Genomic DNA, 22,804 nt, shown 5'->3' with positions numbered 1-22,804 from the left:
GGGTCTCGTACGCCTGTGCCGTACCCTCGGGGCACGGTCAGGCATCGAGGTCGAGGGACTCACTCACGTGGCAGAGGCGGAGCGCATCATCGGTACGCCGGATTCAGCAGGGGCCGACGACCCGGCCGCCTCCGAGGCGACGGCGGCCGGTGACGGCACGGCCGCGCCGGAGGGCGCCACGACGCCGGACGGCGGCGCGGGAGCCGGGGGCGCGGACGCCCGGGGCGGCGCGGTGGACGCCGACGGCGGCGAGGCCGTCGAGGAGCGTCCCAGGGGCCGCCGGAAGATCTTCGCGCTCTTCGTGGTGGCGCTGCTCGCCTACCTGCTCGACCTGGGCACCAAGATGCTGGTGGTCGAGAAGCTGGAGGGCCGCGAGCCGATCGAGGTGATCGGCGATCTGCTCCGCTTCGACGCCATCCGCAACCCGGGTGCCGCGTTCGGCATGGGCGAGGCCTTCACGATCATCTTCACCTGTATCGCGGCGGCCGTGATCGTCGTGATCATCCGGCTGGCCCGGAAGCTCTACAGCCTGCCCTGGGCCATCGCGCTCGGACTGCTGCTCGGCGGCGCGCTCGGCAACCTCACGGACCGCATCTTCCGCTCCCCGGGCGTCTTCAAGGGCGCCGTCGTCGACTTCATCGCGCCCGCGCACTTCGCCGTCTTCAACCTCGCGGACTCCGCGATCGTCTGCGGCGGCATCCTCATCGTGATCCTGTCCTTCCGGGGTCTGGACCCCGACGGCACCGTCCACAAGGACTGACGCAGAACGCGGCACCTTCCGCACAAGGCATACTCGACGGGTGAGCACGAGTCCCGAGATCCGCACCCTGCCCGTTCCCGATGGCCTGGAGGGCGAGCGCGTCGACGCCGCCATCGCCCGTATGTTCGGCTTCTCCCGTACGAAGGCGGCCGAGCTGGCCGCCGCCGGGAAGGTCCAGGTCGACGGCGCCGTCGTCGGCAAGTCCGAGCGGGTCAGCGGCGGCGCGTGGCTCGAAGTCGAGATGCCGGGGGCCGCGGCTCCGGTGCAGATCGTCGCCGAGCCCGTCGAGGGCATGGAGATCATTCACGACGACGACGACATCGTCGTGATCATGAAGCCGGTCGGAGTGGCCGCGCACCCCAGCCCCGGCTGGACCGGCACCACGGTCATCGGCGGCCTCGCCGCCGCCGGGTACCGCATCTCGACCTCCGGCGCCGCCGAGCGCCAGGGCATCGTGCACCGCCTCGACGTCGGCACCTCCGGTCTGATGGTGGTCGCCAAGTCCGAGTACGCGTACACCTCGCTCAAGCGCCAGTTCAAGGAGCGCACGGTCGACAAGCGCTACAACGCGCTGGTCCAGGGGCACCCCGACCCGATGAGCGGCACCATCGACGCCCCCGTCGGGCGGCACCCGAACCACGACTACAAGTGGGCCGTCACCGCCGACGGCAAGCCCTCCGTCACCCACTACGACCTCATCGAGGCGTACCGCTCGGCCTCGCTGCTGGACATCAAGCTGGAGACCGGCCGCACCCACCAGATCCGGGTGCACATGTCCGCCCACCGGCACCCCTGCGTCGGCGACCTGACCTACGGCGCCGACCCGACGCTCGCCAAGCGCCTCGGGCTGACCCGGCAGTGGCTGCACGCCGTCCGGCTCGGCTTCGAGCACCCCGGCGACGGCTCCTGGGTCGAGTTCGCCAGCACCTACCCCGAGGACCTCCAGCGGGCCCTGGACCGGATCGCCTCGGAGAGCCGGTGACCGCCACCGGCGCGTGCACCGTGCGCGAGGCGGTCGGCGCCGAGGACCGCGAGGCGTGCTTCGCGGTGCGCCGTGAGGTCTTCGTCGAGGAACAGGGCGTGCCGGGCGAACTGGAGTACGACGCGTTCGACGGGACGGCGGTGCACGTCCTCGCGGTCGGCGCGGACGGGCTGCCGCTGGGCACCGGACGCCTGCTGTACGGCGCGGACGCCGCCGGGAGGACCGGAGCCGACGCCTCGGTGGGCTCGCTCGGCAGGCTCGCGGTCGTCCGGGCGGCCCGTGGCCTCGGCGTCGGCGCGGCGCTGGTGCGGGGCATCGAGGACGCGGCGCGCGAGCGCGGCCTGGCCGCCGTCGACCTGCACGCCCAGACCCATGCCCTCGGCTTCTACGAGCGGCTCGGCTACACGGCGTACGGCCCCGAGTTCCCGGACGCGGACATGCCGCACCGGGCGATGCGCAGGGCCCTGTAGCGGACCGGCGGCGCCGTCCGGCCCTCCGGCGCGGCCCGCCGCCCCCGTAGCACCCGCCGCGCGGAGACGTACACAGGGGGTATCGGCGGACAGAACGGGCATACGTGGCAGGGTGGGCCCGTGGATCAATTGGCCCTGCTGTTCCTGCTGCTCCTCGGCGCCCTGCTCACGGTGCCCCTCGGTGACCGGCTCGGACTGCCCGCGCCCGTCCTGATGACCCTCGTCGGGATCGTGCTGGCCTTCCTGCCCTTCGTGCCGAACGTCGAGATCCCACCGGAGTTCATCCTCCCGCTGGTGCTGCCCCCACTGCTCTACGCCTCCGTGCAGCGCACCTCGTGGCGCCAGTTCGCGGCGAACAAGCGGCCCATCTTCCTCCTCGCGGTCGCCCTCGTCTTCGTCACCACGGCAGCCGTCGGCGCGGTCGCGCACGTCCTCGTGCCGGGTCTGCCGCTGGCCGCCGCCATCGCCCTCGGCGCGCTCGTCGCCCCGCCGGACCCGGTCGCGGCGACCGCCGTGGCGGGCTCGCTGGGGCTCCCGAGACGGCTGGTGTCGATCCTGGAGGGCGAGGGCCTCTTCAACGACGTGACCGCGATCGTGCTCTACCACGTGGCCATCGCGGCGGCCGTCAGCGGAACGTTCTCCTGGCCGGAGGCGGTCGGGGAGCTGGTGCTGTCCGCCGTGGTCGCCCTGGTCGTCGGACTGCTGCTCGGCTGGCTCTCCAACAAGCTCATCGGGCTCCTCGGCGACGTCACCCTCCAGACCGGCCTCACCCTCCTCGTGCCCTTCGTGAGCTATGTGCTCGCCGAGGAACTGCACGGCTCCGGGGTCCTCTCCGTCCTGGTCACCGCCCTCTTCCTGGCCGAGCACGCGGCGGACGCGGACGACGTCATGGGCCGGCTCGCCGGACAGACCTTCTGGCAGGTCGTCGACACCCTGGTCACCGGAATCGCCTTCGGGCTCATCGGTCTGGAGATGATCCATGTCTTCGGGGTGGCCGAGGGCCGGGGCTGGCGGATGCTCGGCTGGGGCGCCGTCGTCGTCGGCGTGGTCGTCGTCGTCCGGCTGCTGTGGCTGCTGCCCGCCACCTGGCTGGCGAAACGGCTGCACACGCGCCGGGACGTGGACGAGGAGATCCCGACGAGCTGGCGGGAGACCATCGTCATGTGGTGGGCCGGGATGCGCGGGGTGGCCTCGGTGGCCCTGGCGCTCGCCATTCCGCTGCGCACCGACGACGGGGCGCCGTTCCCCGGCCGCGACGAGATCGTCTTCATCGCCTTCTGCGTGATCATCAGCACCCTGGTCCTCCAGGGCCTGACCCTGCCCTGGCTGGTCCGGCGGCTCGACGTGCGGGCCGACGCGGACGCCGAACGGGCCCTGGAGCGCGAGCTGGCGATCCGGGCGGCGAAGGCGGCCAAGCGCAGGCTCAAGGAGATCGAGGAGGTCGAGGACCTGCCGGAGGAGGTGCAGGAGCGGCTCGCGCGCGGGGCGTACGACATCGGGGCCAGGATCAGCCCGGACGTCGTCGACGAGGAGCGCAGGGCCGCGTTCCTGGAGCGGACGGAACGGTTCAAGGCGGTGCAGCGGATCCAGCGGGAGCTGATGTCGGCCGCCCGGCACGAGGTGCTCGCGGCCCGCAACGAACCGGGCGCCGACCCGGAGGTGGTGGACCGGGTGCTGCGCCAGCTGGACGTGCGCAGCATGAGGTGAGGGGCGGGGGCGCGGTACGGGCCGTGGCCCGGGGCGGTTGCCATATGCGGGTGGCCGGGTGGCCGGGTGGCCTGTGCGGGTGGGACGCCGGGTGCGGCGCGGGGCGGGTGTCGTCCCCGTCCTCGCTGGTGGGTGGCAGGATGGCCCGTATGGACATCATGCTTTTCCACTCGGTCTACGGGCTGCGCCCGGCCGTCGAGGCCGCGGCCGAGCGGCTGCGGGCCGCCGGGCACCAGGTGCGGGTGCCGGACCTCTTCGACGGCTGGACCACCGAGTCGGTGGAGGAGGGCATGGCCAAGCGGGACGAGATCGGCAAGGACGAGCTGCTGAAGCGGGCGATCCTGGCCGCCGCCCCGTACTCGGAGCGCGGTCTGGTCTACGCGGGCTTCTCCCTCGGCGCCTCGGTCGCGCAGACCCTGGCCCTCGGTGACGAGCGGGCGCGCGGGCTGCTCCTGCTCCACGGCACCTCGGACCTCGCGCCGAACGCGTCGGTGGACGAGCTGCCCGTACAGCTGCACGTGGCGGAGCCCGACCCGTTCGAGACGGACGACTGGCTGTCCTCCTGGTATCTCCAGATGGGCCGGGCGGGGGCGGACGTGGAGGTCCACCGCTACCGGGGCGCCGGGCACCTCTACACGGACCCGGAGCTGCCCGACTGGGACGAGGAGGCGGCCGAGCGGACCTGGTCGGTGGCGCTGTCGTTCCTGGAGGAACTGAAGGACGCGGCCTAGTTCCGGCGCGGAGACACGGGGGTGGGGCCCGGGGGGGGGGGCCCCGGGCCCCCCCCCCGGGGGGGGCGGGGGGGGGGCCCGGGGGGCGCCCCCCCCCGCCCCCACCCCTGTGTGCGGGACGGGTCCGGCCCCGGGTGCGGGACGGTCCGTCAGGCGCGTCACGCCGTCCGGCGGCCGTTCCGTGGTGCCGGTGGTCCGCGTGGCCGCCCTCGGTGTGGTGCTGCTCGCCGCCCGGGGGCGGGGGTGTGGAGGGAGGGGGGGCGGGGCGGCTTCCGGTGGGGCCTTTTCGAGGTGGTTGCCCGGAGGTTCGGAGCCGTACCGCTTCCGTCTTCTGCTCCGGGCCCGTTCCCCGCCCGCGACCGGAGGTGTCTCAGTGCACCGGCTGGTACACCCGCTCGACGCGCTGCGTCCCGCTCAGCGTCCGGTAGGAGCGCGTCCAGGACGTCGTCGCGGCCGGGTCCGCCTTGTCCGAGACCGTGTAGTAGTCCATCTGCGAACGCTCGGCGGTCACGTCCAGCACCCCGTAGCCGTGGTGGTCCATGTCCACCCAGTGCACATGCCGGTTGGCGGTCCTGATCGCGCCCGAGGCCACCGCCGAGAGCGTCCCCGGTGCCACGCGCAGCATGTCGTCCAGATTGTCCGAGGTCACCGAGGTGACCACGAACTCCGTCGCGGCGGACTCCGACAGCGGGTACGTCGCCGCCTTCACCGGCACGTCGTTGGCCCACGCCATGTGGATGTCACCGGTCAGGAAGACCGTGTTCCGGATGGACCGGGACGTCAGGTGCGCCAGCAGCTCCCGGCGGTCGTCGGTGTAGCCGTCCCACTGGTCCACGTTGACCGCGAGACCCTCCTTCGGCAGCCCGAGCAGCTCGGCGAGCGGCGCCAGGAGATGGGCGGGCAGCGCCCCGAAGGCGACCGGCGAGATCATCACCGAGGTGCCGACCAGCTGCCAGGACGCGTCCGACGCGGCGAGGCCGGACTTGAGCCAGTCCAGCTGGGCGCGTCCCGTGACGGTCCGCTCCGGGTCGTCCACGGTGCCGCTGCCGGTCTTCGCCGGGGCGGAGCGGAAGGACCGCAGGTCCAGCAGGTGCAGATCGGCCAGCTTGCCGAAGCGCAGCCGCCGGAAGACCGTGCCCTCGGTGGAGGCGCGGACCGGCATCCACTCGAAGTACGCCTGCTTGGCGGCGGCGAGCCGGGCCGCCCAGTCGCCCTCGGTGCCCGGCGTGTGGTTCTCGGCGCCGCCCGGCCAGGCGTCGTTGGCGAACTCGTGGTCGTCCCAGATGGCGACGAACGGGTGCGCCGCGTGCAGCGCCTGGAGGTCGGGGTCCGTCTTGTACGTGCCGTGCCGGAGGCGGTAGTCGGCCAGCGAGACGATCTCGTGGCGCGGCTCGTGCCGCCGGACGGTGTACTTCGCGTCCGGGTAGACGCCGCTGCCGTACTCGTACACGTAGTCGCCGAGGTGCAGGACCGCGTCCAGGTCGGCGCGCCCGGCGAGATGGCGGTACGCGGAGAAGTGGCCGGACTCCCAGTTCGCGCACGACACCACGCCGAAGCGCACGCCGGGCGCGGCGGAGTCGGCCGCCGGGGCGGTGCGGGTGCGGGCGGCGGGGGAGACGGCGGAGCCCGCGGTGAAGCGGAACCAGTAGGAGGTCGCCGGGCGCAGCCCCCGCACGTCCGCCTTCACCGTGTGGTCGGCCGCGGCGGTCGCCGTGGTCGTGCCGGAGGCGACGGGACGGGTGAAGGCCCGGTCCTCGGCGAGTTCCCAGCCGACGGGGACGTCAGGGCCGAGACCGGAGCCGGGGACGGCCTCGGGGACGGGGGTGACGCGCGTCCAGAGCAGGACGCCGTCGGGCAGCGGGTCGCCGGAGGCGACGCCGTGGAGGAAGACGGGTGCCGCGGGTGCGGCGTGGGCCGTGGCGGCCGTGGCGGCCGTGCCGAGGAGGGCCGGTGCGATGACGGCGGTGACGGCGGCGGCCTTGACGACCGTGCGCCGCGTGGGGGCGATGGGTATGGAACGACTGGTCACGGTCAGTCAGATTACTGACGGGTAGGGGTGGGTGACAGCCGGCACCCGGAAGTCTGTCGGGTCGTTGTCCTGCGGGGACGCGGGGACGCGGGGACGCGGGGACGCGGGGACGCGGGGACGCGGGGACGCGGGGACGCGGTGCCCCTCGTCGGCGGCGCGGCTCTCGGGCCGTTCCTGTGCTCCGTACCCGCTGGCCCTGCCGCTGCCGCTGCCCCGATCCGGCCGTACGAGCGACCCGTACCGGACCCACCGGCTCCCAGCCGATGTACACGGCCCCCCAGCACCACGGCCCCGGTCCGCGCCGCGTGAAACGGGCGGACCGGGGCCGGTGAGGGGCCGGGTGGGGCGGCTGCCGGGGCGTCAGCCCTTCAGCGCGGCGGTGATCGCCGTCTGGAACTGCTCCGCCGTCAGCGGCGGGTTCTGGCTGCCCTCCACCGTGAGCGTTTTGCCGTTCATCTTCAGGGTCGGCGTGCCCGTGACCCCGCTGTCGTCGAAGGCCTTCGACATCTTCATCGCCCAGGCGTCGAAGGTGCCCTCCTCGACGTTCTTCTTGAACGCCGCGTTCCCCTTCAGCGCCGGGACCGAGTCCGCGATCTTCAGCAGGTAGGAGTCCTTGCCGAACTTGTCGTCGTTCTCCTCCGGGTGGAACTCCGCCGAGTACAGCGCCCCCTTGTACTTCAGGAAGGCCTCGGGGCTCACGTCCAGGGCCGCGCCCAGCGCCGACAGGGCGTTCTTCGAGCCCTCGCCACCGGCAGCGTTGTCCAGGAAGGTGGCGCCGACGTACTTCAGCTTGTACTTGCCCTCGGCGACGTCCTTCTCGACGACCGCGCCCACGGACTGCTCGAAGGTCGCGCAGATCGGGCAGCGCGAGTCCTCGTACAGCTCCAGGGTCTTGTCCGCGGAGTCCTTGCCGATGACGACCGTGGTGCCGTTGGTGCCCGAGGTGTTCTTCGGCGCGGTGACCGACTTCGCGTCGGAAGCGGCCTGCCAGGCGGACGGCTTGTTGGACTGGACGACCGCGTAGCCGATGCCCCCGGCGACGGCCAGCACGGCCACCGCCGAGACGCCGACGACCACCTGGCGGCGGACCCGGTCCTTCTTCGCCTGCTGCTCGCGCTCGACGCGCAGCCGCTCGCGGGCGGCGGCCTTGTTGGACTGGTTGTTGCGTGCGCTCATGGCGGTGATCTCCGTGACGGTGGGAAAAAGGGTGGGGACTGCGTGCGCGTGCGCCGCACTCAGACGAGTGCGAAGCGCGGGCACGGCGGTCCCCGCCGCCCCACCGAGTGGGTGAGGAACCTGGCGCGGGAGAACCGGGGGCGCGCCGACGGCCGTCCCGTACGCCGGGGCGCCGGACCTCCGGCGCGCAGCAGCGCGGTCACCAGCAGCAGCGGCCGGAAGGCGAAGGCCGCCACCGCGTTCAGCAGCCGGACGAGCGCCCGCTCCCCGCCGCGCAGCCAGAGCGCCGCCGCGAGGCCGACGCCCACGTGGACGCCGAGCAGCAGCCAGGGCAGCGCCGGGTCGGGGGAGGCGAGCACGGCTGCCGCGCCGCCGCCCTCCGGACCCACCACACCGGGCAGCGGCGCGCCGAGCGCGCCACCGCAGAAGACCTCCAGGCCGACCGAGCGCAGCGAACCGGCGACCGGTCCGCCGGCGGGGCCGTAACAGATCGCCTGACCGCTGGTGAAGAGCGTGTCGGCGGCCAGCTCCAGCGGGACCAGCAGCCCCGCGATCGGGCCGAATCCCCGCTCGCGGCCCGCCAGCAGGTAGGCCACGGCGAAGACGCCGACCGCGACCGGGACGACCGTGCCGAGCGGCAGCGGTACGCGGGAGAGCAGCACGTGGGACGCCACGGACAGCGTCACGACCACTGCCGTGAAGAGCGCCGCCCGCAGCGCCCTCAGCTGCGTCCCTGCCATGTCCATCGTCGGCGAGTCTCCCACGCCGGGCGGTAGGACGTGCCTAAGGGGAAGCTGTGGGAAACCCCACGGGTCAGGTCCCCGCCGCTCAGAGCCCCGGTATCCGGCCGTTGCGGAAGAGGTCCACGAAGATCTGGTGGTCGGCCCGTGCCCGTGCCCCGTAGGCGTGCGCGAAGTCCACCAGGAGGGCGCCGAAGCCCTCCTCGTCGGCGGCGATGGCCGCGTCGATGGCCCGCTCGGTGGAGAACGGCACGAGGGAGTGGCCGCTGGACTCGTCCGCCGCCGCGTGCATGGTCGCCGTCGCCCGGCCCAGGTCGGCGACGGTGGCCGCGATGTCCCGCGGGTCGTCGATGTCCGACCAGTCCAGGTCGACCGCGTACGGCGAGACCTCCGCGACCAGCTGACCGGCGCCGTCCAGTTCGGTCCAGCCCAGCCACGGGTCGGCGTGCGCCTGGAGCGCCCGCTGCGAGATCACGGTCCGGTGGCCCTCGTGCCGGAAGTAGCCCCGTACCGCCGGGTCCGTCACGTGCCGGGAGACCGCCGGGGTCTGCGCCTGCTTGAGGTAGATCACGACGTCGTTCTCCAGGGCGTCGCTGGGACCCTCCAGGAGGATGTTGTACGAGGGGAGGCCGGCCGAGCCGATGCCGATGCCCCGGCGCCCGACGACGTCCTTCACCCGGTACGAGTCGGGGCGGGCGAGGCTGGACTCCGGCAGGGTCTCCAGATAGCCGTCGAAGGCGGCGAGGACCTTGTAGCGGGCGGCGGCGTCCAGCTCGATCGCGCCGCCGCCGGAGGCGAAGCGGCGCTCGAAGTCCCTGATCTCGGTCATCGAGTCGAGCAGCCCGAAGCGGGTCAGGGCGCGGGCGTCGCGGAGGGCGGCGAGCAGCGCGCCGTCGGCGGTGTCCAGGGTGAACGGCGGCAGCTCCTCGCTCGCGCCGACGGCGAGCGCGTGGATCCGCTCCCGGTAGGAGGCGGCGAAGATCCGGACCAGGTGGGTGATCTGCTCGTCGCTGAGCGCCTTCGCGTAGCCGATGAGGGCGAGGGAGGCGGCGAGCCGCTTGAGGTCCCAGGTGAAGGGGCCCACGTACGCCTCGTCGAAGTCGTTGACGTTGAAGACCAGGCGCCCGTTGGCGTCCATGTACGTGCCGAAGTTCTCGGCGTGCAGATCGCCGTGGATCCAGACCCGGCCGGTGCGCTCGTCCAGGTAGGGGCCGCCCTCGGCCTCGTCCGCGAGGTCCGCGTAGAAGAGGCAGGCGGTGCCCCGGTAGAACGCGAAGGCGGAACCGGCCATCTTCCGGAACTTCACGCGGAAGGCCGCGGGGTCGGCGGCGAGCAGTTCGCCGAAGGCGGTGTCGAAGACGGCGAGGACGTGCTCACCGCGCTCCGCTGCGGTGGGCTGGGGGACCGACATCGAGATGCCTCCTGGTACCGGGCGTGCTCAGAGAATGTTCACGACAATTGGGACAGGCGTTCCCTGTCTCCCAACGCGCGACCCTAGTCGCGAGTGCCCGTCGGCTGTCACTCGCGGGACGTAGACTTCCACGCTGTCCCCCCAGACTGTCCGCAGCCTGTAGTCCGTCGTTTCCCGGAGGCCTCCCGCCGTGACCAAGCCGCCCTTCACGCACCTCCACGTCCACACCCAGTACTCGCTGCTGGACGGTGCCGCGCGGCTGAAGGACATGTTCGACGCGTGCAACGAGATGGGCATGACGCACATCGCCATGTCCGACCACGGCAACCTGCACGGCGCGTACGACTTCTTCCACACGGCCAAGAAGGCCGGTGTGACGCCGATCATCGGCATCGAGGCGTACGTCGCCCCCGAGTCCCGCCGCAACAAGCGGAAGATCCAGTGGGGCCAGCCGCACCAGAAGCGCGACGACGTCTCCGGTTCCGGCGGCTACACCCACAAGACGATCTGGGCGGCGAACGCCACCGGACTCCACAACCTCTTCCGGCTCTCCTCGGACGCCTACGCCGAGGGCTGGCTGCAGAAGTGGCCCCGGATGGACAAGGAGACCATCTCCCAGTGGTCGGAGGGGCTCATCGCCTCCACCGGCTGCCCTTCGGGCGAGCTGCAGACCCGGCTGCGCCTCGGCCAGTTCGACGAGGCGCTGAAGGCGGCCTCCGAGTACCAGGACATCTTCGGCAAGGAGCGGTACTTCCTGGAGCTGATGGACCACGGCATCGAGATCGAGCGCCGGGTCAGGGACGGGCTCCTGGAGATCGGCAAGAAGCTCGGCATCCCGCCGCTGGTCACCAACGACTCGCACTACACGTACGCGCACGAGGCCACCGCCCACGACGCCCTGCTGTGCATCCAGACCGGCAAGAACCTCTCCGACCCGGACCGCTTCCGGTTCGACGGCACCGGCTACTACCTGAAGTCCACCGACGAGATGTACGCCGTGGACTCCTCGGACGCCTGGCAGGAGGGCTGCCGCAACACCCTGCTGGTCGCCGAGCAGGTCTCCACCGACGGCATGTTCGTCGAGAAGAACCTGATGCCGAAGTTCGACATCCCGGAGGGGTTCACCGAGGTCACCTGGTTCCGCGAGGAGACCATGCGGGGCATGGCCCGCCGCTTCCCCGGGGGCATCCCCGACGACCGTATGAAGCAGGTCGAGTACGAGATGGACACCATCATCTCGATGGGCTTCCCCGGCTACTTCCTCGTCGTCGCCGACTTCATCATGTGGGCGAAGAGCCAGGGCATCGCGGTGGGCCCCGGCCGCGGCTCCGCGGCCGGCTCGATCGTCGCGTACGCCATGGGCATCACCGACCTCGACCCGATCCCGCACGGACTGATCTTCGAGCGCTTCCTCAACCCCGAGCGCATCTCGATGCCCGATGTCGACATCGACTTCGACGAGCGCCGGCGCGTCGAGGTCATCCGGTACGTGACGGAGAAGTACGGCTCCGACAAGGTCGCCATGATCGGCACCTACGGCAAGATCAAGGCCAAGAACGCCATCAAGGACTCCGCGCGCGTCCTCGGCTACCCGTACGCCATGGGCGACCGGCTCACCAAGGCCATGCCCGCCGACGTCCTCGGCAAGGGCATCGACCTCAACGGCATCACGGACCCCTCCCACCCCCGCTACAGCGAGGCCGGTGAGATCCGTGCGATGTACGAGAACGAGCCGGACGTCAAGAAGGTCATCGACACCGCCCGGGGCGTCGAGGGCCTGGTCCGCCAGATGGGCGTGCACGCGGCCGGTGTGATCATGTCCAGCGAGCCGATCGTCGACCACGCCCCGATCTGGGTGCGGCACACCGACGGCGTCACCATCACGCAGTGGGACTACCCGCAGTGCGAGTCGCTCGGCCTGCTCAAGATGGACTTCCTGGGCCTGCGCAACCTCACGATCATGGACGACGCCGTCAAGATGGTGAAGGCCAACAAGGGCATCGACCTCGATCTCCTGGCCCTGCCGCTCGACGACCCCAAGACCTTCGAACTGCTCCAGCGCGGCGACACCCTCGGCGTCTTCCAGTTCGACGGCGGCCCCATGCGCTCGCTGCTGCGGCTGATGAAGCCCGACAACTTCGAAGACATCTCCGCCGTGTCCGCCCTGTACCGGCCGGGCCCGATGGGCATGAACTCGCACACGAACTACGCGCTCCGCAAGAACGGCCAGCAGGAGATCACCCCGATCCACCCCGAGCTGGAGAAGCCGCTCGAAGAGGTGCTCGCGGTCACCTACGGCCTGATCGTCTACCAGGAGCAGGTGCAGAAGGCCGCCCAGATCATCGCCGGGTACTCGCTCGGCGAGGCCGACATCCTCCGCCGCGTGATGGGCAAGAAGAAGCCCGAGGAACTGGCGAAGAACTTCGTCATCTTCGAGGCCGGAGCCAAGAAGAAGGACTTCAGCGACGCGGCCATCAAGGCCCTCTGGGACGTCCTGGTCCCCTTCGCCGGCTACGCCTTCAACAAGGCCCACTCCGCCGCGTACGGCCTGGTCTCCTACTGGACCGCCTACCTCAAGGCCAACCACCCGGCCGAGTACATGGCCGGACTGCTCACCTCCGTCAAGGACGACAAGGACAAGTCGGCGGTCTACCTCAACGAGTGCCGCCGCATGGGCATCAAGGTGCTCCCGCCGAACGTCAACGAGTCCGAGTCGAACTTCGCCGCCCAGGGCGACGACGTGATCCTCTTCGGCCTCTCCGCCGTCCGCAACGTCGGCACCAACGTCGTCGAGTCGATCATCAGGTCGCGCAAGGCCAAGGGGAAGTACTCCACCTTCCCCGACTTCCTCGACAAGGTCGAGGCCGTCGTCTGCAACAAGCGGACCGTCGAGTCGCTGATCAAGGCCGGCGCCTTCGACGAGATGGGCCACACCCGCAAGGGCCTGGTCGCCCACCACGAACCCATGATCGACAACGTGGTCGCGGTCAAGCGCAAGGAGGCCGAAGGACAGTTCGACCTGTTCGGCGGCATGAACGACGACGGCGGCGGCGACGAGCCCGGCTTCGGCCTCGACGTCGAGTTCTCCGACCTCGAATGGGAGAAGCCGTACCTGCTCGCCCAGGAGCGCGAGATGCTCGGCCTGTACGTCTCCGACCACCCGCTCTTCGGCATCGAGCACGTCCTGTCCGACAAGACGGACGCGGCGATCTCCCAGCTCACCGGCGGCGAGCACGCCGACGGCGCGGTCGTCACCATCGGCGGCATCATCTCCGGCCTCCAGCGCAAGATGACCAAGCAGGGCAACGCCTGGGCCATCGCCACCGTCGAGGACCTGGCCGGATCGATCGAGTGCATGTTCTTCCCGGCCACCTACCAGCTGGTCTCCACCCAGCTCGTCGAGGACACGGTCGTCTTCGTCAAGGGACGCCTCGACAAGCGCGAGGACGTGCCCCGGCTCGTCGCCATGGAACTGATGGTCCCCGACCTGTCGAACGCCGGGACCAACGCACCCGTGATCCTCACCATCCCCACCGTGAAGGTCACCCCGCCGATGATCACCCGGCTCGGCGAGATCCTCGGCCACCACCGGGGCAACACCGAGGTCCGGATCAAGCTCCAGGGCCCCCGCACCACCACCGTGCTCCGGCTCGACCGGCACCGGGTGCAGGCCGACCCGGCGCTCTTCGGCGACCTGAAGGTGCTCCTCGGCCCGTCCTGCCTGGCCGGATAGCCCGTCCGGGGCGGTACGGGCCGGAACGCCCGCGCCCGCCCGGCCGCCCGGGGCCCCGCCGAGGGGCCCCGCACCCACGCGCAAGGGGCGCGCCCGTCGTCACGGGCGCGCCCCTTTGCCATGGGTGTGACCGGGTGCGTCAGTTGTGGCCGAAGCGCTTCTGACGTCCCTTGCGGGCCACGTCACCTGGCGTGACCTGGCTGGAACGCTGTTCCGCCTGTGTCTCAAGGGACGACTGCTGTGCCTGCTGGGCACCGCGCTCGGCCGGGGACTGCTTCTGGGCACGGTTCTGGTTGCGGTTCTTGGCCATGGGATTACCTCCAAAGGGGACCTAGGGGCCAGGGCCGCTGTCAGACTCACATACGGTGTGAACCGCCGCATGTTGGATCATTACTGAGCGTAACGGTCGCCCGAAAGTGACATCCGCCACGCCGATGATCCAGTTCCGGCCGTCGAGCCCCCGGCCTTCGGGCAGACTCGAAGGAAATCCGAAGCACATCCGATCCCGAGGTTCCCGAAAGAGGGTGGAACACGTGGACCGCTGCGTCGTCCTGGTGGACGCCGGCTACCTGCTGGGTGCCGCCGCCAGCCTTCTCGCTGGGGAACCGTCCCGCTCCCGGATCACCGTCGACCACGCCGGACTCATCCAGCAGCTGCGCCAGCGCGCCGAGGCCGAGACGGCGCTGCCCCTGCTGCGGATCTACTGGTTCGACGGCGCTCCCGACCGCGTCCCCCAGCCGGAGCACCGCAGGCTCCGGGTGATGCCCCGGGTCACCGTCCGGCTCGGCGCCCTGACCAGGAGCGACGGACGCTGGGCCCAGAAGGGCGTCGACGCGGCCATGCACACCGAACTGACCGAGCTGGCCAGGAACCGGGCCTGTTCCGACATCGTGCTGGTCACCGGCGACGGCGACCTGCTGCCCGGACTCATGTCGGCCAAGGAGCACGGCGTCGCCGTCCACCTCTGGGCCGTCCAGGCCGCCGACGGCGACTACAACCAGTCCGAGGACCTCGTCGCCGAGGCCGACGAGCGGCGGGTCCTCGACCGTACCTGGATCACCCGGGCCGTCCGGGCCAGGGACCTCAGCGGCCTCTGCGCCCCGCCGCCCGCGCCCCGCCCCGAGATCGCCGCCATCCTCTCCGCGCCGCTCCCCGAGGCGGCCCTCGCCGCCTCCGCCGAACGGGCCGCGGAGGCCGCCGCCGGGGGCGCCGCCGCCCGCGCCGCCGCCCCGGCCCACGACGGCACCGGCCCCGCGCCCCACCGCGACGGCGCCCACCCGAACGGCACCGGCGTCCCCGTCCCCGCGGCCAAGGGCGTCCCCACCCCCAAGGACCTGGCGGGACTGCGCGCCCCCGGGAGCGCTCCCGCCCCCGCCCTCGCGGCGCAGGGCGCCAGCGCGCTCCGCTGGTCCTCCGACCGGGGCTGGGTCGAGCGCCCGGTGTCCACGGTCGGAGAACCCCCCGAGACCGCCTCCCTGCCGACGCTCGCCACCCTCACCAGCGCCGAGCAGCGCTGGGCGGACCGCGAGGAGGACATCACCACCGTCGGCGGCGACCCCTTCGAGGTCGGACAGGTGTTCGCCCGCCGCTGGATGGAACGCCTCCCCGAGCAGGGCCACGTCCAGAAGCTCTCCACCCTCTACCCCCGCATCCCGCACCGCATCGACGGCGAACTCCTCCGCTACGCGGCCCGGTTCGGCCTGCTCGCCCACAAGGACGACCAGATCGACGAGCACGACCGGTACGCGATCAGGGCCGGGTTCTGGCGCGAGATCGACGTCCGGGCCGCCGCCGAACCCGCCCCCGCGCCCGGACCGGGCCCGGCGACCCCGTAGGCTCTTCCCCCGTGAGTACGGTGTGCGTGGTGCGGGACCTGGTCAAGACGTACCCCGCCACGCGCGGCGGACGGGGTACGCCCGCGACTCCCGAGGTGCGGGCCACCGACGGGATCGACCTCGACGTGCGCGGCGGCGAGGTCTTCGGGCTGCTCGGCCCCAACGGGGCGGGCAAGTCCTCCTTGGTGCGCCAGCTGACCGGCCTGCTGCGGCCCGACTCCGGGACCGTCCGGATGCTCGGCCACGACCTGGTGCGCCACCCCGAGCGGGCCTCCCGCCTCCTCGCGTACCTCGGCCAGGAGTCCACCGCCCTCGACGAGCTGACCGTCTCCCTCGCCGCCGAGACCACCGGACGGCTGCGCGGCCTCACCGCCGCCGCCGCCCGCGCCGAGCGCGACGCCGTCCTCGACGAGCTGGGCCTCGGCCCGCTCGCCTCCCGGCCCCTGAAGAAGCTCTCCGGCGGACAGCGGCGGCTCGCCTGCCTCGCCGCCGCCCTCGTCGGCCACCGCCCCGTCCTCGTCCTCGACGAGCCCACCACCGGCATGGACCCCGTCGCCCGCCGCGCGGTCTGGGCGGCCGTCGACCGGCGGCGCGCCGAACACGGCAGCACCGTACTGCTCGTCACCCACAACGTCATCGAGGCCGAGACCGTCCTCGACCGCGTCGCCGTCCTCGACCACGGCCGGGTCATCGCCTGCGACACGCCCGCCGGACTCAAGGAGCGCGTCGCGGGCGAGATCCGGGTCGAACTGGTCTGGCGCGAGTCGGCCCCCGTCCACCTCCCCGAGATCGCCGCCCTGCGCGAGCTCGCCCAGGAGACGGGCCGCCGCTGGGTCCTCCGTCTCGCCCCCGACGAGGCCCGGGGGGCCGTCGCCACCGTCACCGGCGGCGCCGCCTTCGCCGCGCTCGACGACTTCACCCTGGCCACCCCCAGCCTGGAGGACGTCTACCTGGCCCTCGGCGGCGCGGCGGACGGGCTGGTGAAGGCATGACGAGAAGCACCCCGCTCCCCACACCAGGCCCCGCGCCGGTACGGGGGCCCGTGCCCGTGCGGGAGTGCCGGGCGTCCCCGTCCGGGCCGGGGTCCGGTCCCTCCGCCCTGCCCGTGTCCGTGAACCCCAGGAGCTGTCCGCAGTGAGCACCGTGCCCGCCGAGGTCCTGCCGACCGGCGCGCCCACCGTCCGGACCCGCGAGGACGAGGACGCCCCCGCGCCCCTCGCCCCCCGCGCCCGGCTGCTGCCGTCCCTGGCCGCCGTCTACCGCGCGCAGCTCTCCCGCGCCCGGGTCGCCCGCATCCCGCTGCTCTTCGTGGCCACCTTCCAGTCCGTCGGGATCATGATCCTGATGCGCGGAGTGGTCGACGGCGGGTCCGAGGCCCGCGCCGTCGTGGCCGGTTCCACCGTCCTCGTCGTCGCCTTCGTCGCGCTGAACCTGCTCGCCCAGTACTTCGGGCAGCTCCGGGCGAACGGCGGCCTCGACCACTACGCCACCCTGCCCGTGCCGCCCGCCGCCGTCGTGCTCGGCGCGGCCGGCGCGTACGCCTCCTTCACGGTGCCCGGCACCGTCGTCACCGCCGTCATCGGCTCCGTGCTCTTCGGGCTCCCGCTCGGCAACCTCTGGATCCTCATCGCCGTCGTCCCGCTCGCCGGGGCGGCCCTCGCCGGGCTCGGCGCCGCCCTCGGCCTCCTCGCACCCCGCCAGGAACTCGCCACCCTGCTCGGCCAGCTCGGCATGTCCGCCGCGCTGCTCCTCGGCGTGCTCCCGGCCGAGCGGATGCCTCAGCCGATCGGCTGGGCCCGGGACCTGCTGCCGTCCACGTACGGCGTCGAGGCCCTCGCCCGCACCTTCGAGGCGCGCCCCGACTGGGCCGCCGTCGTCCTCTACCTCGGGGTGTGCGCGGCGGTCGGCGTGGTCTCCCTCGCGGTCGCCACCTGGGCCTACCGGCGGGCCGCCGTCCGCTGAGGCGGGCCACAGGGACACCTGGCACGATGGCGGGGTGACCGCACCCCTTACTCCGCCTCACCAGCCCTCGTCGCACGACCCGGACTGGCCCCCGCCGCCCCCGTCGATCCCCGGCCCGGCCGGGGACCCGATCACGGGTACCGAGGTGCTCCAGGGCGTTCTGGTGACCCTCGTCTCGACGATCGCGGGCGCGGTCCTCGGGGTGCTGTGGCTGAATCTGGCCCCCCGCGTCCTGCTCATCTCGGACGGCAAGGGCATCTACCTCCGCGACTCCGAGGGGGAGGCGGCGATCGGCTCGGACGGAACGTTCGTCCTGCTCGCCCTGGCCTTCGGCGCGATCGCCGCGCTCGTCGTCTTCCTGCTGCGCCGCAAGGGCGGTGTGCCGCTGGTGCTGGGGCTCGCGCTCGGCGGCGGCCTCGGCTCGCTGCTCGCCTGGGGCCTGGGGACGTACTTCGGTCCGACGAGCGACGTGGTCGCGCACGCCAAGGCCGTCGGCCCCAGCGTCTCCTTCGAGGCGCCCCTCGAACTGAACCTGGGGGCCGCCGCGATGCTGGCCTGGCCGCTCGCCGCGATGATCGTCCACCTGGGCCTCACGGCCGCCTTCGGCCCGCGCGACCCGGAGCCCGGACCGTGGGGCGAGCCGAAGCCGTACGGCGGCTGACCGGGCCGCCCGGTCCGCGTCCTCTGACCATTCCCGTCGTCGCCTGCATGGCGTCGTGAGGCAGGCGGAATTGTCAGACGGGCCCTACGGCCGTCAGGCGCGGCCGATCGGGGCCACCACCGCCGAGGTGAGCGCGGCCAGGTCGGCGGGGGAGAGCTCCACTTCGAGACCCCGGCGGCCCGCCGAGACACAGACGGTCGGGTGGCCCGAGGCCGACGAGTCCAGGACCGTGCGCAGCCGCTTGCGCTGGCCGAGCGGGGAGATGCCGCCCCGGACGTATCCGGTGGTGCGCTCGGCGGCCGCCGGGTCCGCCATCACGGCCCGCTTGCCGCCGACCGCCGAGGCCAGCGCCTTCAGGTCGAGCTGGCCCGCCACCGGGACGACCGCGACGGTCAGCTCGCCGTCGACGTCCGCGACCAGCGTCTTGAAGACCCGGTCGGGGGAGACGCCGAGGGCCTGCGCCGCCTCCTCGCCGTACGAGGCGGAGGCCGGGTCGTGCTCGTAGGCGTGCAGCGTGAACGGGGTGCCCGCGGTGGTCAGGGCGACCGTCGCCGGGGTGCCGCCGGTGTTCTTCTTCTGCTTCTTCGCCATGTGCTCCTCCTCGGCGGGACGCGGGGCGCCCGGGCCCCGGGCGGTCAGTTCGGGTACGTCGGCGCCTGCGTGAGGTCCACCGCGGGCAGCGACGGCAGGTGCCGCAGCACCGCCGTCTCCGCGCGCAGCAGCGACAGTTCCTCGCGCAGCCGGGTCGCGGTGTCCGGCGCCTGGAGCAGCCGCTGCTTGGACGGGACGTCGAGGATGGCCGCCGCCGCCACCAGGTACGACACCACCGAGGGGTCGTCCGGCAGCTCACTGGTGGTCAGCGAGCGCTCCCGGGCCCCCGCCAGCCGCTTCTGGTAGGCGCGGAAGGCCCGCAGCACCCCCTCGGAGAGGGCCTCGGCCTCCTCACCCGGCTCCTCCGGCACGTCCTCGACCTCCGCGACCAGGAACGGCCCGCTCGCGTCGACGGAGAGCAGCCTCACCCGGGTCGTGCCGGTGACGACCACCTCGAAGCTGCCGTCCGCGCGCTCCCGGATCGTCGCCGCGTCGGCGACGCAGCCGACCCGGTGGAAGGCCTGGACGGGGTCGGGGCCGAAGCCCGCCGCCGGGCCCTTCTCCGGCGGCGCGGACCGGTCCGGCATCCCGGACCCGGTCGGCGCCACCTCACGGCCGTCGCGGATGGCGACGACGACGAAACGGCGCGGCTCCGCGTCGTCCACGGTCAGCAGTTCGCGCATCATGGCGCGATAACGCTGCTCGAAGACGTTCAGCGGCAGCACGAGGCCGGGGAACAGCACCGCGTTGAGCGGGAAGAGGGGCAGGCGAGCGGTGGTCACAGCGCCCAAGACTAATGGCCGCCGGGCCCGCCCCGCCCTGTCCTTCCGCGTCCGGTGCCCCGAGGCCGGTCGCGACGGGCCGGTTCGCCCCCCGCCCGGTCCCGCGCGGTCAGGAAGGCCCGCAGCGGATCCTCCCGCCCCGCGCCCCACGGGAACGAGGTCGCGTGGGCGCCGATCCGTCCGAACTCTTCCCGTGCCTCCTCCCACCGCGCCCGCTCGACCAGGACGTACGCGAGGAGGTTGCGGACCTCGGCCGGCCACGGGTCGCCCACCGGGAAGCCGCCGGACAGCACGAGGGCCCGGTCCGCCGCCCGGTCGATCCGGGCCTCGGACACCGACGGGTCCCGTAAGGGCGGCACCCGCAGCCGGTCGTGGGCGGCGCGGACCGGCAGCGCCCGGACGAGCGAGTCCGGGGCGGCGTCGTCGGCCGCCTGCTCGGCGAAGTCGAAGGCGGCGCGGTGTGAGCCGTACCACTGCGCGGAGAGGTACTTCAGGGCCGCGACATGACTGCCGTAGTGGTGCGGGGAGCGGCGCACGGCCTGCTCCCAGAGCGACTCGAAGAGGGCGTGCCCGGCGTGCGCCCCGCGCGCGTGGTCCAGGGCGAGGCGCCAGGGCACCGGGTCGTGGGGCGCCGCCTCGGCGACGTCCCGGACCAGCGGGCCCAGCTCGCGGAGCCGCTCGGCCCGCGCGGGCGATCCCCAGGCCCGCCGCACGGCGAGCTGCGCGGTGACGAGCAGGGCGTCGGGGTCGCCGGGCGCGGCCGTGAGCCAGTGGGTCAGCCAGTCGCCCCTGCTGTACGCGAAGGTCGCGAGCCGGACGACGTACCGGTCGCGGTCCTCCCACTCGCCCGCGTCCCGGGTGGTGGCGAGCAGCTTCGCCGCGGGCTCCGGGTCGGCGAGGGCGGCGGCGACCAGGGCCGGGGCGAGCCGCTCGTCCGGGGCGTCGAGCAGCACGTCGTCGTCCGGCACGGACCGGGCGGTGGGCCCGGGGCCGGGACGGGCCGGTCGGACGGCGCCGAGCAGGGCGCGGAGCAAGGACATGGTGCGACATATTCTCTCCCCGCACCGCCTCCTCGGCAGCCTGTCTCACCCCTGCCCCACAGCTCTCTCACACGGTGGTCACCCCCCGTCCCCGACCCGCCACCTCCCGGCCACAGTCCGTCCCGTCACGGGGCCGCCGGGCGCCCCCGCCCGACCGGAGCCCCCGCCCGAGCGGCCACCCCGGAGCCAGGGGCCGCCCCGGGCCTCACCGGCCGGGCAGGCCGCGCGGGCCACGGGCGTGGCCCCGCCGCGCAGGCCACCGCCGGACTCCGCCGAGCCGGGTGCGCCGGGCCCGCGCCGGCCGGACGTGGACCCGCCGGACCCGCACCAGCCGGACCCGCACCAGCCGGGCCTGACCGCCGGGCCCGGAACCTCCCCGGCCCCTCCGGGGCCCCGGGCCCCCGGGCTCTCGGCCCCGGCCCCCTCAGCCCCGGCTCAGCATCCTCGTCGCGCCCGCCGCGACCGTCGTCGCCAGGATCCAGCCGAGCATGATCAGGACCGCCGCCGCCCACTGCCACAGGCCGTGCAGGCGCCAGGCGCCGTCCTGGCCCAGGTTGATCACGGGGATCAGCAGGTCGAGGGCGAACAGCGTGGCGTTCCACTCCGGGGCCTCGTCCGCCTTCAGCGGTGTCGGCCGGTAGTGGGAGAAGGCCGCCGTGCCCGCCGCCCACAGGACCGCCATCCACAGCGCCGCCCGGCCGGGCCGGTAGCCGTAGGCCACGGTCCAGTCCTGGAGGTACCCCCAGAGCTTCCCCGCGAGCGGCAGCGTCTCCCGTCTGCGCCGCTGCTTGGCGAGCAGCACCTCCCGGGCGTCGGCGTCCTCCCCGCTGTTGCGCAGCACGGTGGCCAGCCGCTCGTACGGCTCCGGCGCGTACTCCGGGGTCGCGGCGGCCACCCACTCCAGGCGCCGGGCCAGCGGGAAGTGCCCGTACGGCACCAGGTTCTCGTAGGCGAAGCCGCCCATGGCGAGGCCGCCGGGCCCCGGCCAGCTGGTGGACAGGTCGATGAGGGTGACGACCTTCGCGCCGTTGAGCACCACGCGGCCCTCCTCCGGCCGCTCCCCGTTGAACCGGAGCTCCGGGGTGACGATCCGGCGCAGCGAGACCTCCTCCCGGCGTGCGCCGTCGAGCAGGAAGCGGGCGTGGTGCAGGTCCACCGCGTCCCCGAACCGTCCGTCGTCGAGCCGCACCCCGCCGTGGCACTCCACCGGCTTGCGCCGGGCGCCCTGGGCGGGCGTCACCCCGTAGGGCGGGGTGGCCGTGGAGTGGTCGGGTACGCCCGCCGTCTCCCCGTACACCCAGGCGGCGTTCAGGTAGAGGGAGCGTTCCACGGTCAGCTGCGGCGCGTTGAGCGCGCGACGGCCCTGGGCGCCGCGCAGCACACTGCCCCGCAGACTGAGCGAGACGCCGATCTTCGCGCCGCGCAGGCTCAGCTCCCCGTGCGCCTCGATCAGCTCGGCCTGGAGGTCCTGGGCGACGACCATGCCGTCCGCCGTGATGGCCCGTCCGCGCCGGTCCGGCCACACCTGGATCTGGTTCATGAGCAGATCGGTGCCGATCTGCGCGTCGGTCAGCCGGATGCCGTGCCGCACCCGGCAGCGCGGCAGGTGCAGATCGCCCTCGGTGTGCAGCCGGGCGGCCTCCAGCCGGGGCAGCGCGCAGCCGACCAGCCGCAGCGTCCCGAACCGGGCCTCGGGCAGCACGACCTCGCCGTCGAAGCGGCAGCCGTGCAGCTCCACGTACGGCCCTATCGTCCCGCCCGCCAGGTTCAGCACGCCGGTGATCCGCACCCCGCGCAGCTTCAGCGCGGCGACCCGCCCCGAGCGGGCCTGCGGCCCGGCGAGCAGCAGCAGCGCCACCACCTCCGCCCGGACGGTCCTCTCCTCCCCCCACTCCCGCCCCCCGAAGGGGTCGTCCAGCTCCGGGACGCCCTCGGTCAGATCGCACGTCCTGCCGATCCGGAACGCCCGCCACACGGCCCGCTCCGGTGCCGTGAGACCGTCCGGCATCCCGTCCTCATGCGGCTCGGTCAATGCCGCCCCCTCGCTCTCCACGATCCGTTCCCACGATTCCCCGGCCCCGGATTCCGGGACTCGTGGATTCGTACAGCCGTTCTTCCCGCTGAGTGACGGGCTGAACGCTAACGGTCAGGAGTGGCGACTAGACGCCAGTGTGGCGTGTATCAGCCACTGATA

General features: G+C 73.1%; 19 protein-coding genes. 10 read left to right on the top strand and 9 right to left on the bottom strand.

What is annotated here, in order from left to right:
- Positions 1 to 67 precede the first annotated feature (67 nt).
- The 5 genes from lspA to ACIRQY_RS09050 all read left to right on the top strand — a co-directional run bounded on the left by lspA (position 68) and on the right by ACIRQY_RS09050 (position 4,650).
- Complete coding sequence (gene lspA, locus ACIRQY_RS09070) at positions 68 to 760, top strand: signal peptidase II (RefSeq protein WP_403923208.1); 693 nt, start codon at positions 68 to 70, stop codon at positions 758 to 760.
- A gap of 40 nt (positions 761 to 800) precedes the next feature.
- Positions 801 to 1,742 carry an RluA family pseudouridine synthase gene (locus tag ACIRQY_RS09065; protein WP_351779290.1) on the top strand — a complete coding sequence of 314 codons (942 nt, stop codon included), beginning with the start codon at positions 801 to 803 and terminating at the stop codon, positions 1,740 to 1,742.
- Positions 1,739 to 2,212 carry a GNAT family N-acetyltransferase gene (locus ACIRQY_RS09060; RefSeq protein WP_351779287.1) on the top strand — a complete coding sequence of 158 codons (474 nt, stop codon included), beginning with the start codon at positions 1,739 to 1,741 and terminating at the stop codon, positions 2,210 to 2,212. Before ACIRQY_RS09065 ends, ACIRQY_RS09060 begins: the two co-directional genes overlap by 4 nt.
- A gap of 120 nt (positions 2,213 to 2,332) precedes the next feature.
- Positions 2,333 to 3,919: a Na+/H+ antiporter gene (locus ACIRQY_RS09055; RefSeq protein ID WP_403923205.1), complete on the top strand. Its 1,587-nt coding sequence runs from the start codon at positions 2,333 to 2,335 to the stop codon at positions 3,917 to 3,919.
- 149 nt (positions 3,920 to 4,068) lie between these two features.
- Positions 4,069 to 4,650, top strand: a complete 582-nt coding sequence (locus ACIRQY_RS09050) for a dienelactone hydrolase family protein (RefSeq protein ID WP_351779281.1) — start codon at positions 4,069 to 4,071, stop codon at positions 4,648 to 4,650.
- A 370-nt stretch (positions 4,651 to 5,020) separates the two neighbouring features.
- On the opposite strand, the gene ACIRQY_RS09045 is transcribed toward ACIRQY_RS09050, so the two are convergent.
- The 4 genes from ACIRQY_RS09045 to ACIRQY_RS09030 form a co-directional block, all read right to left on the bottom strand.
- Positions 5,021 to 6,679, bottom strand: coding sequence for an alkaline phosphatase D family protein (locus ACIRQY_RS09045; protein ID WP_403923203.1), 1,659 nt, complete (start codon positions 6,677 to 6,679; stop codon positions 5,021 to 5,023).
- A gap of 360 nt (positions 6,680 to 7,039) precedes the next feature.
- Positions 7,040 to 7,855, bottom strand: a complete 816-nt coding sequence (locus ACIRQY_RS09040; protein ID WP_403923201.1) for a thioredoxin domain-containing protein — start codon at positions 7,853 to 7,855, stop codon at positions 7,040 to 7,042.
- 59 nt (positions 7,856 to 7,914) lie between these two features.
- A complete protein-coding gene (locus ACIRQY_RS09035) occupies positions 7,915 to 8,601 on the bottom strand; it encodes a hypothetical protein (protein WP_403923199.1) in 687 nt (228 codons plus the stop codon).
- A gap of 82 nt (positions 8,602 to 8,683) precedes the next feature.
- The gene (locus ACIRQY_RS09030; RefSeq protein WP_403923197.1) at positions 8,684 to 10,006 is read right to left on the bottom strand and encodes a DUF2252 domain-containing protein; all 1,323 of its coding nucleotides are present in this window, start codon (positions 10,004 to 10,006) and stop codon (positions 8,684 to 8,686) included.
- Between the two features lie 190 nt (positions 10,007 to 10,196).
- Between ACIRQY_RS09030 and dnaE the strand changes: the two genes are divergently transcribed.
- Positions 10,197 to 13,739, top strand: a complete 3,543-nt coding sequence (gene dnaE / locus ACIRQY_RS09025; RefSeq protein ID WP_403923195.1) for a DNA polymerase III subunit alpha — start codon at positions 10,197 to 10,199, stop codon at positions 13,737 to 13,739.
- Between the two features lie 139 nt (positions 13,740 to 13,878).
- On the opposite strand, the gene ACIRQY_RS09020 is transcribed toward dnaE, so the two are convergent.
- Entirely contained in the window at positions 13,879 to 14,049 is a 171-nt protein-coding gene (locus tag ACIRQY_RS09020; protein WP_351779264.1) for a hypothetical protein, read from the bottom strand.
- A 214-nt stretch (positions 14,050 to 14,263) separates the two neighbouring features.
- Between ACIRQY_RS09020 and ACIRQY_RS09015 the strand changes: the two genes are divergently transcribed.
- The 4 genes from ACIRQY_RS09015 (at position 14,264) to ACIRQY_RS09000 (ending at position 18,197) form a co-directional block, all read left to right on the top strand.
- A complete protein-coding gene (locus ACIRQY_RS09015; protein WP_403923193.1) occupies positions 14,264 to 15,574 on the top strand; it encodes an NYN domain-containing protein in 1,311 nt (436 codons plus the stop codon).
- Positions 15,575 to 15,585: 11 nt separating this feature from the next.
- Positions 15,586 to 16,566, top strand: a complete 981-nt coding sequence (locus ACIRQY_RS09010; RefSeq protein ID WP_403923191.1) for an ABC transporter ATP-binding protein — start codon at positions 15,586 to 15,588, stop codon at positions 16,564 to 16,566.
- Positions 16,567 to 16,717: 151 nt separating this feature from the next.
- Positions 16,718 to 17,536, top strand: a complete 819-nt coding sequence (locus ACIRQY_RS09005; protein WP_403923864.1) for an ABC transporter permease — start codon at positions 16,718 to 16,720, stop codon at positions 17,534 to 17,536.
- Positions 17,537 to 17,570: 34 nt separating this feature from the next.
- On the top strand, positions 17,571 to 18,197 hold the full coding sequence (locus ACIRQY_RS09000) for a DUF2567 domain-containing protein (RefSeq protein WP_403923189.1): 627 nt from the start codon (positions 17,571 to 17,573) through the stop codon (positions 18,195 to 18,197).
- Between the two features lie 93 nt (positions 18,198 to 18,290).
- Here the strand turns inward: ACIRQY_RS09000 and ybaK are convergent, their stop codons facing one another.
- From ybaK to ACIRQY_RS08980, 4 genes are all read right to left on the bottom strand, one after another.
- Positions 18,291 to 18,788, bottom strand: a complete 498-nt coding sequence (gene ybaK, locus ACIRQY_RS08995; RefSeq protein WP_351779254.1) for a Cys-tRNA(Pro) deacylase — start codon at positions 18,786 to 18,788, stop codon at positions 18,291 to 18,293.
- 44 nt (positions 18,789 to 18,832) lie between these two features.
- Positions 18,833 to 19,570, bottom strand: a complete 738-nt coding sequence (locus ACIRQY_RS08990) for an LON peptidase substrate-binding domain-containing protein (RefSeq protein ID WP_351779251.1) — start codon at positions 19,568 to 19,570, stop codon at positions 18,833 to 18,835.
- 11 nt (positions 19,571 to 19,581) lie between these two features.
- Positions 19,582 to 20,610 (bottom strand): hypothetical protein, encoded by a 1,029-nt coding sequence (locus ACIRQY_RS08985; RefSeq protein WP_403923187.1) that lies wholly within the window; start codon positions 20,608 to 20,610, stop codon positions 19,582 to 19,584.
- A gap of 424 nt (positions 20,611 to 21,034) precedes the next feature.
- Positions 21,035 to 22,642: an oxidoreductase gene (locus ACIRQY_RS08980; RefSeq protein ID WP_351779246.1), complete on the bottom strand. Its 1,608-nt coding sequence runs from the start codon at positions 22,640 to 22,642 to the stop codon at positions 21,035 to 21,037.
- Positions 22,643 to 22,804 lie beyond the last annotated feature (162 nt).

It is taken from the genome of Streptomyces sp. NPDC101490 (assembly GCF_044767145.1).
GTDB lineage: Bacteria > Actinomycetota > Actinomycetes > Streptomycetales > Streptomycetaceae > Streptomyces.
Note: the sequence above shows the minus strand (reverse complement) of the source record. Positions and strands in the feature narration are given on the sequence as shown.

Excerpts from the sequence above, each read along its gene's own strand:
- ACIRQY_RS09050 (WP_351779281.1), top strand. The coding sequence starts at position 4,069 with ATGGACATCATGCTTTTCCACTCGGTCTACGGGCTGCGCCCGGCCGTC.
- ACIRQY_RS09040 (WP_403923201.1), bottom strand. The coding sequence starts at position 7,855 with ATGAGCGCACGCAACAACCAGTCCAACAAGGCCGCCGCCCGCGAGCGG.
- ACIRQY_RS09035 (WP_403923199.1), bottom strand. The coding sequence starts at position 8,601 with ATGGACATGGCAGGGACGCAGCTGAGGGCGCTGCGGGCGGCGCTCTTC.
- ACIRQY_RS09030 (WP_403923197.1), bottom strand. The coding sequence starts at position 10,006 with ATGTCGGTCCCCCAGCCCACCGCAGCGGAGCGCGGTGAGCACGTCCTC.
- ACIRQY_RS09020 (WP_351779264.1), bottom strand. The coding sequence starts at position 14,049 with ATGGCCAAGAACCGCAACCAGAACCGTGCCCAGAAGCAGTCCCCGGCC.
- ybaK (WP_351779254.1), bottom strand. The coding sequence starts at position 18,788 with ATGGCGAAGAAGCAGAAGAAGAACACCGGCGGCACCCCGGCGACGGTC.
- ACIRQY_RS08985 (WP_403923187.1), bottom strand. The coding sequence starts at position 20,610 with ATGTCCTTGCTCCGCGCCCTGCTCGGCGCCGTCCGACCGGCCCGTCCC.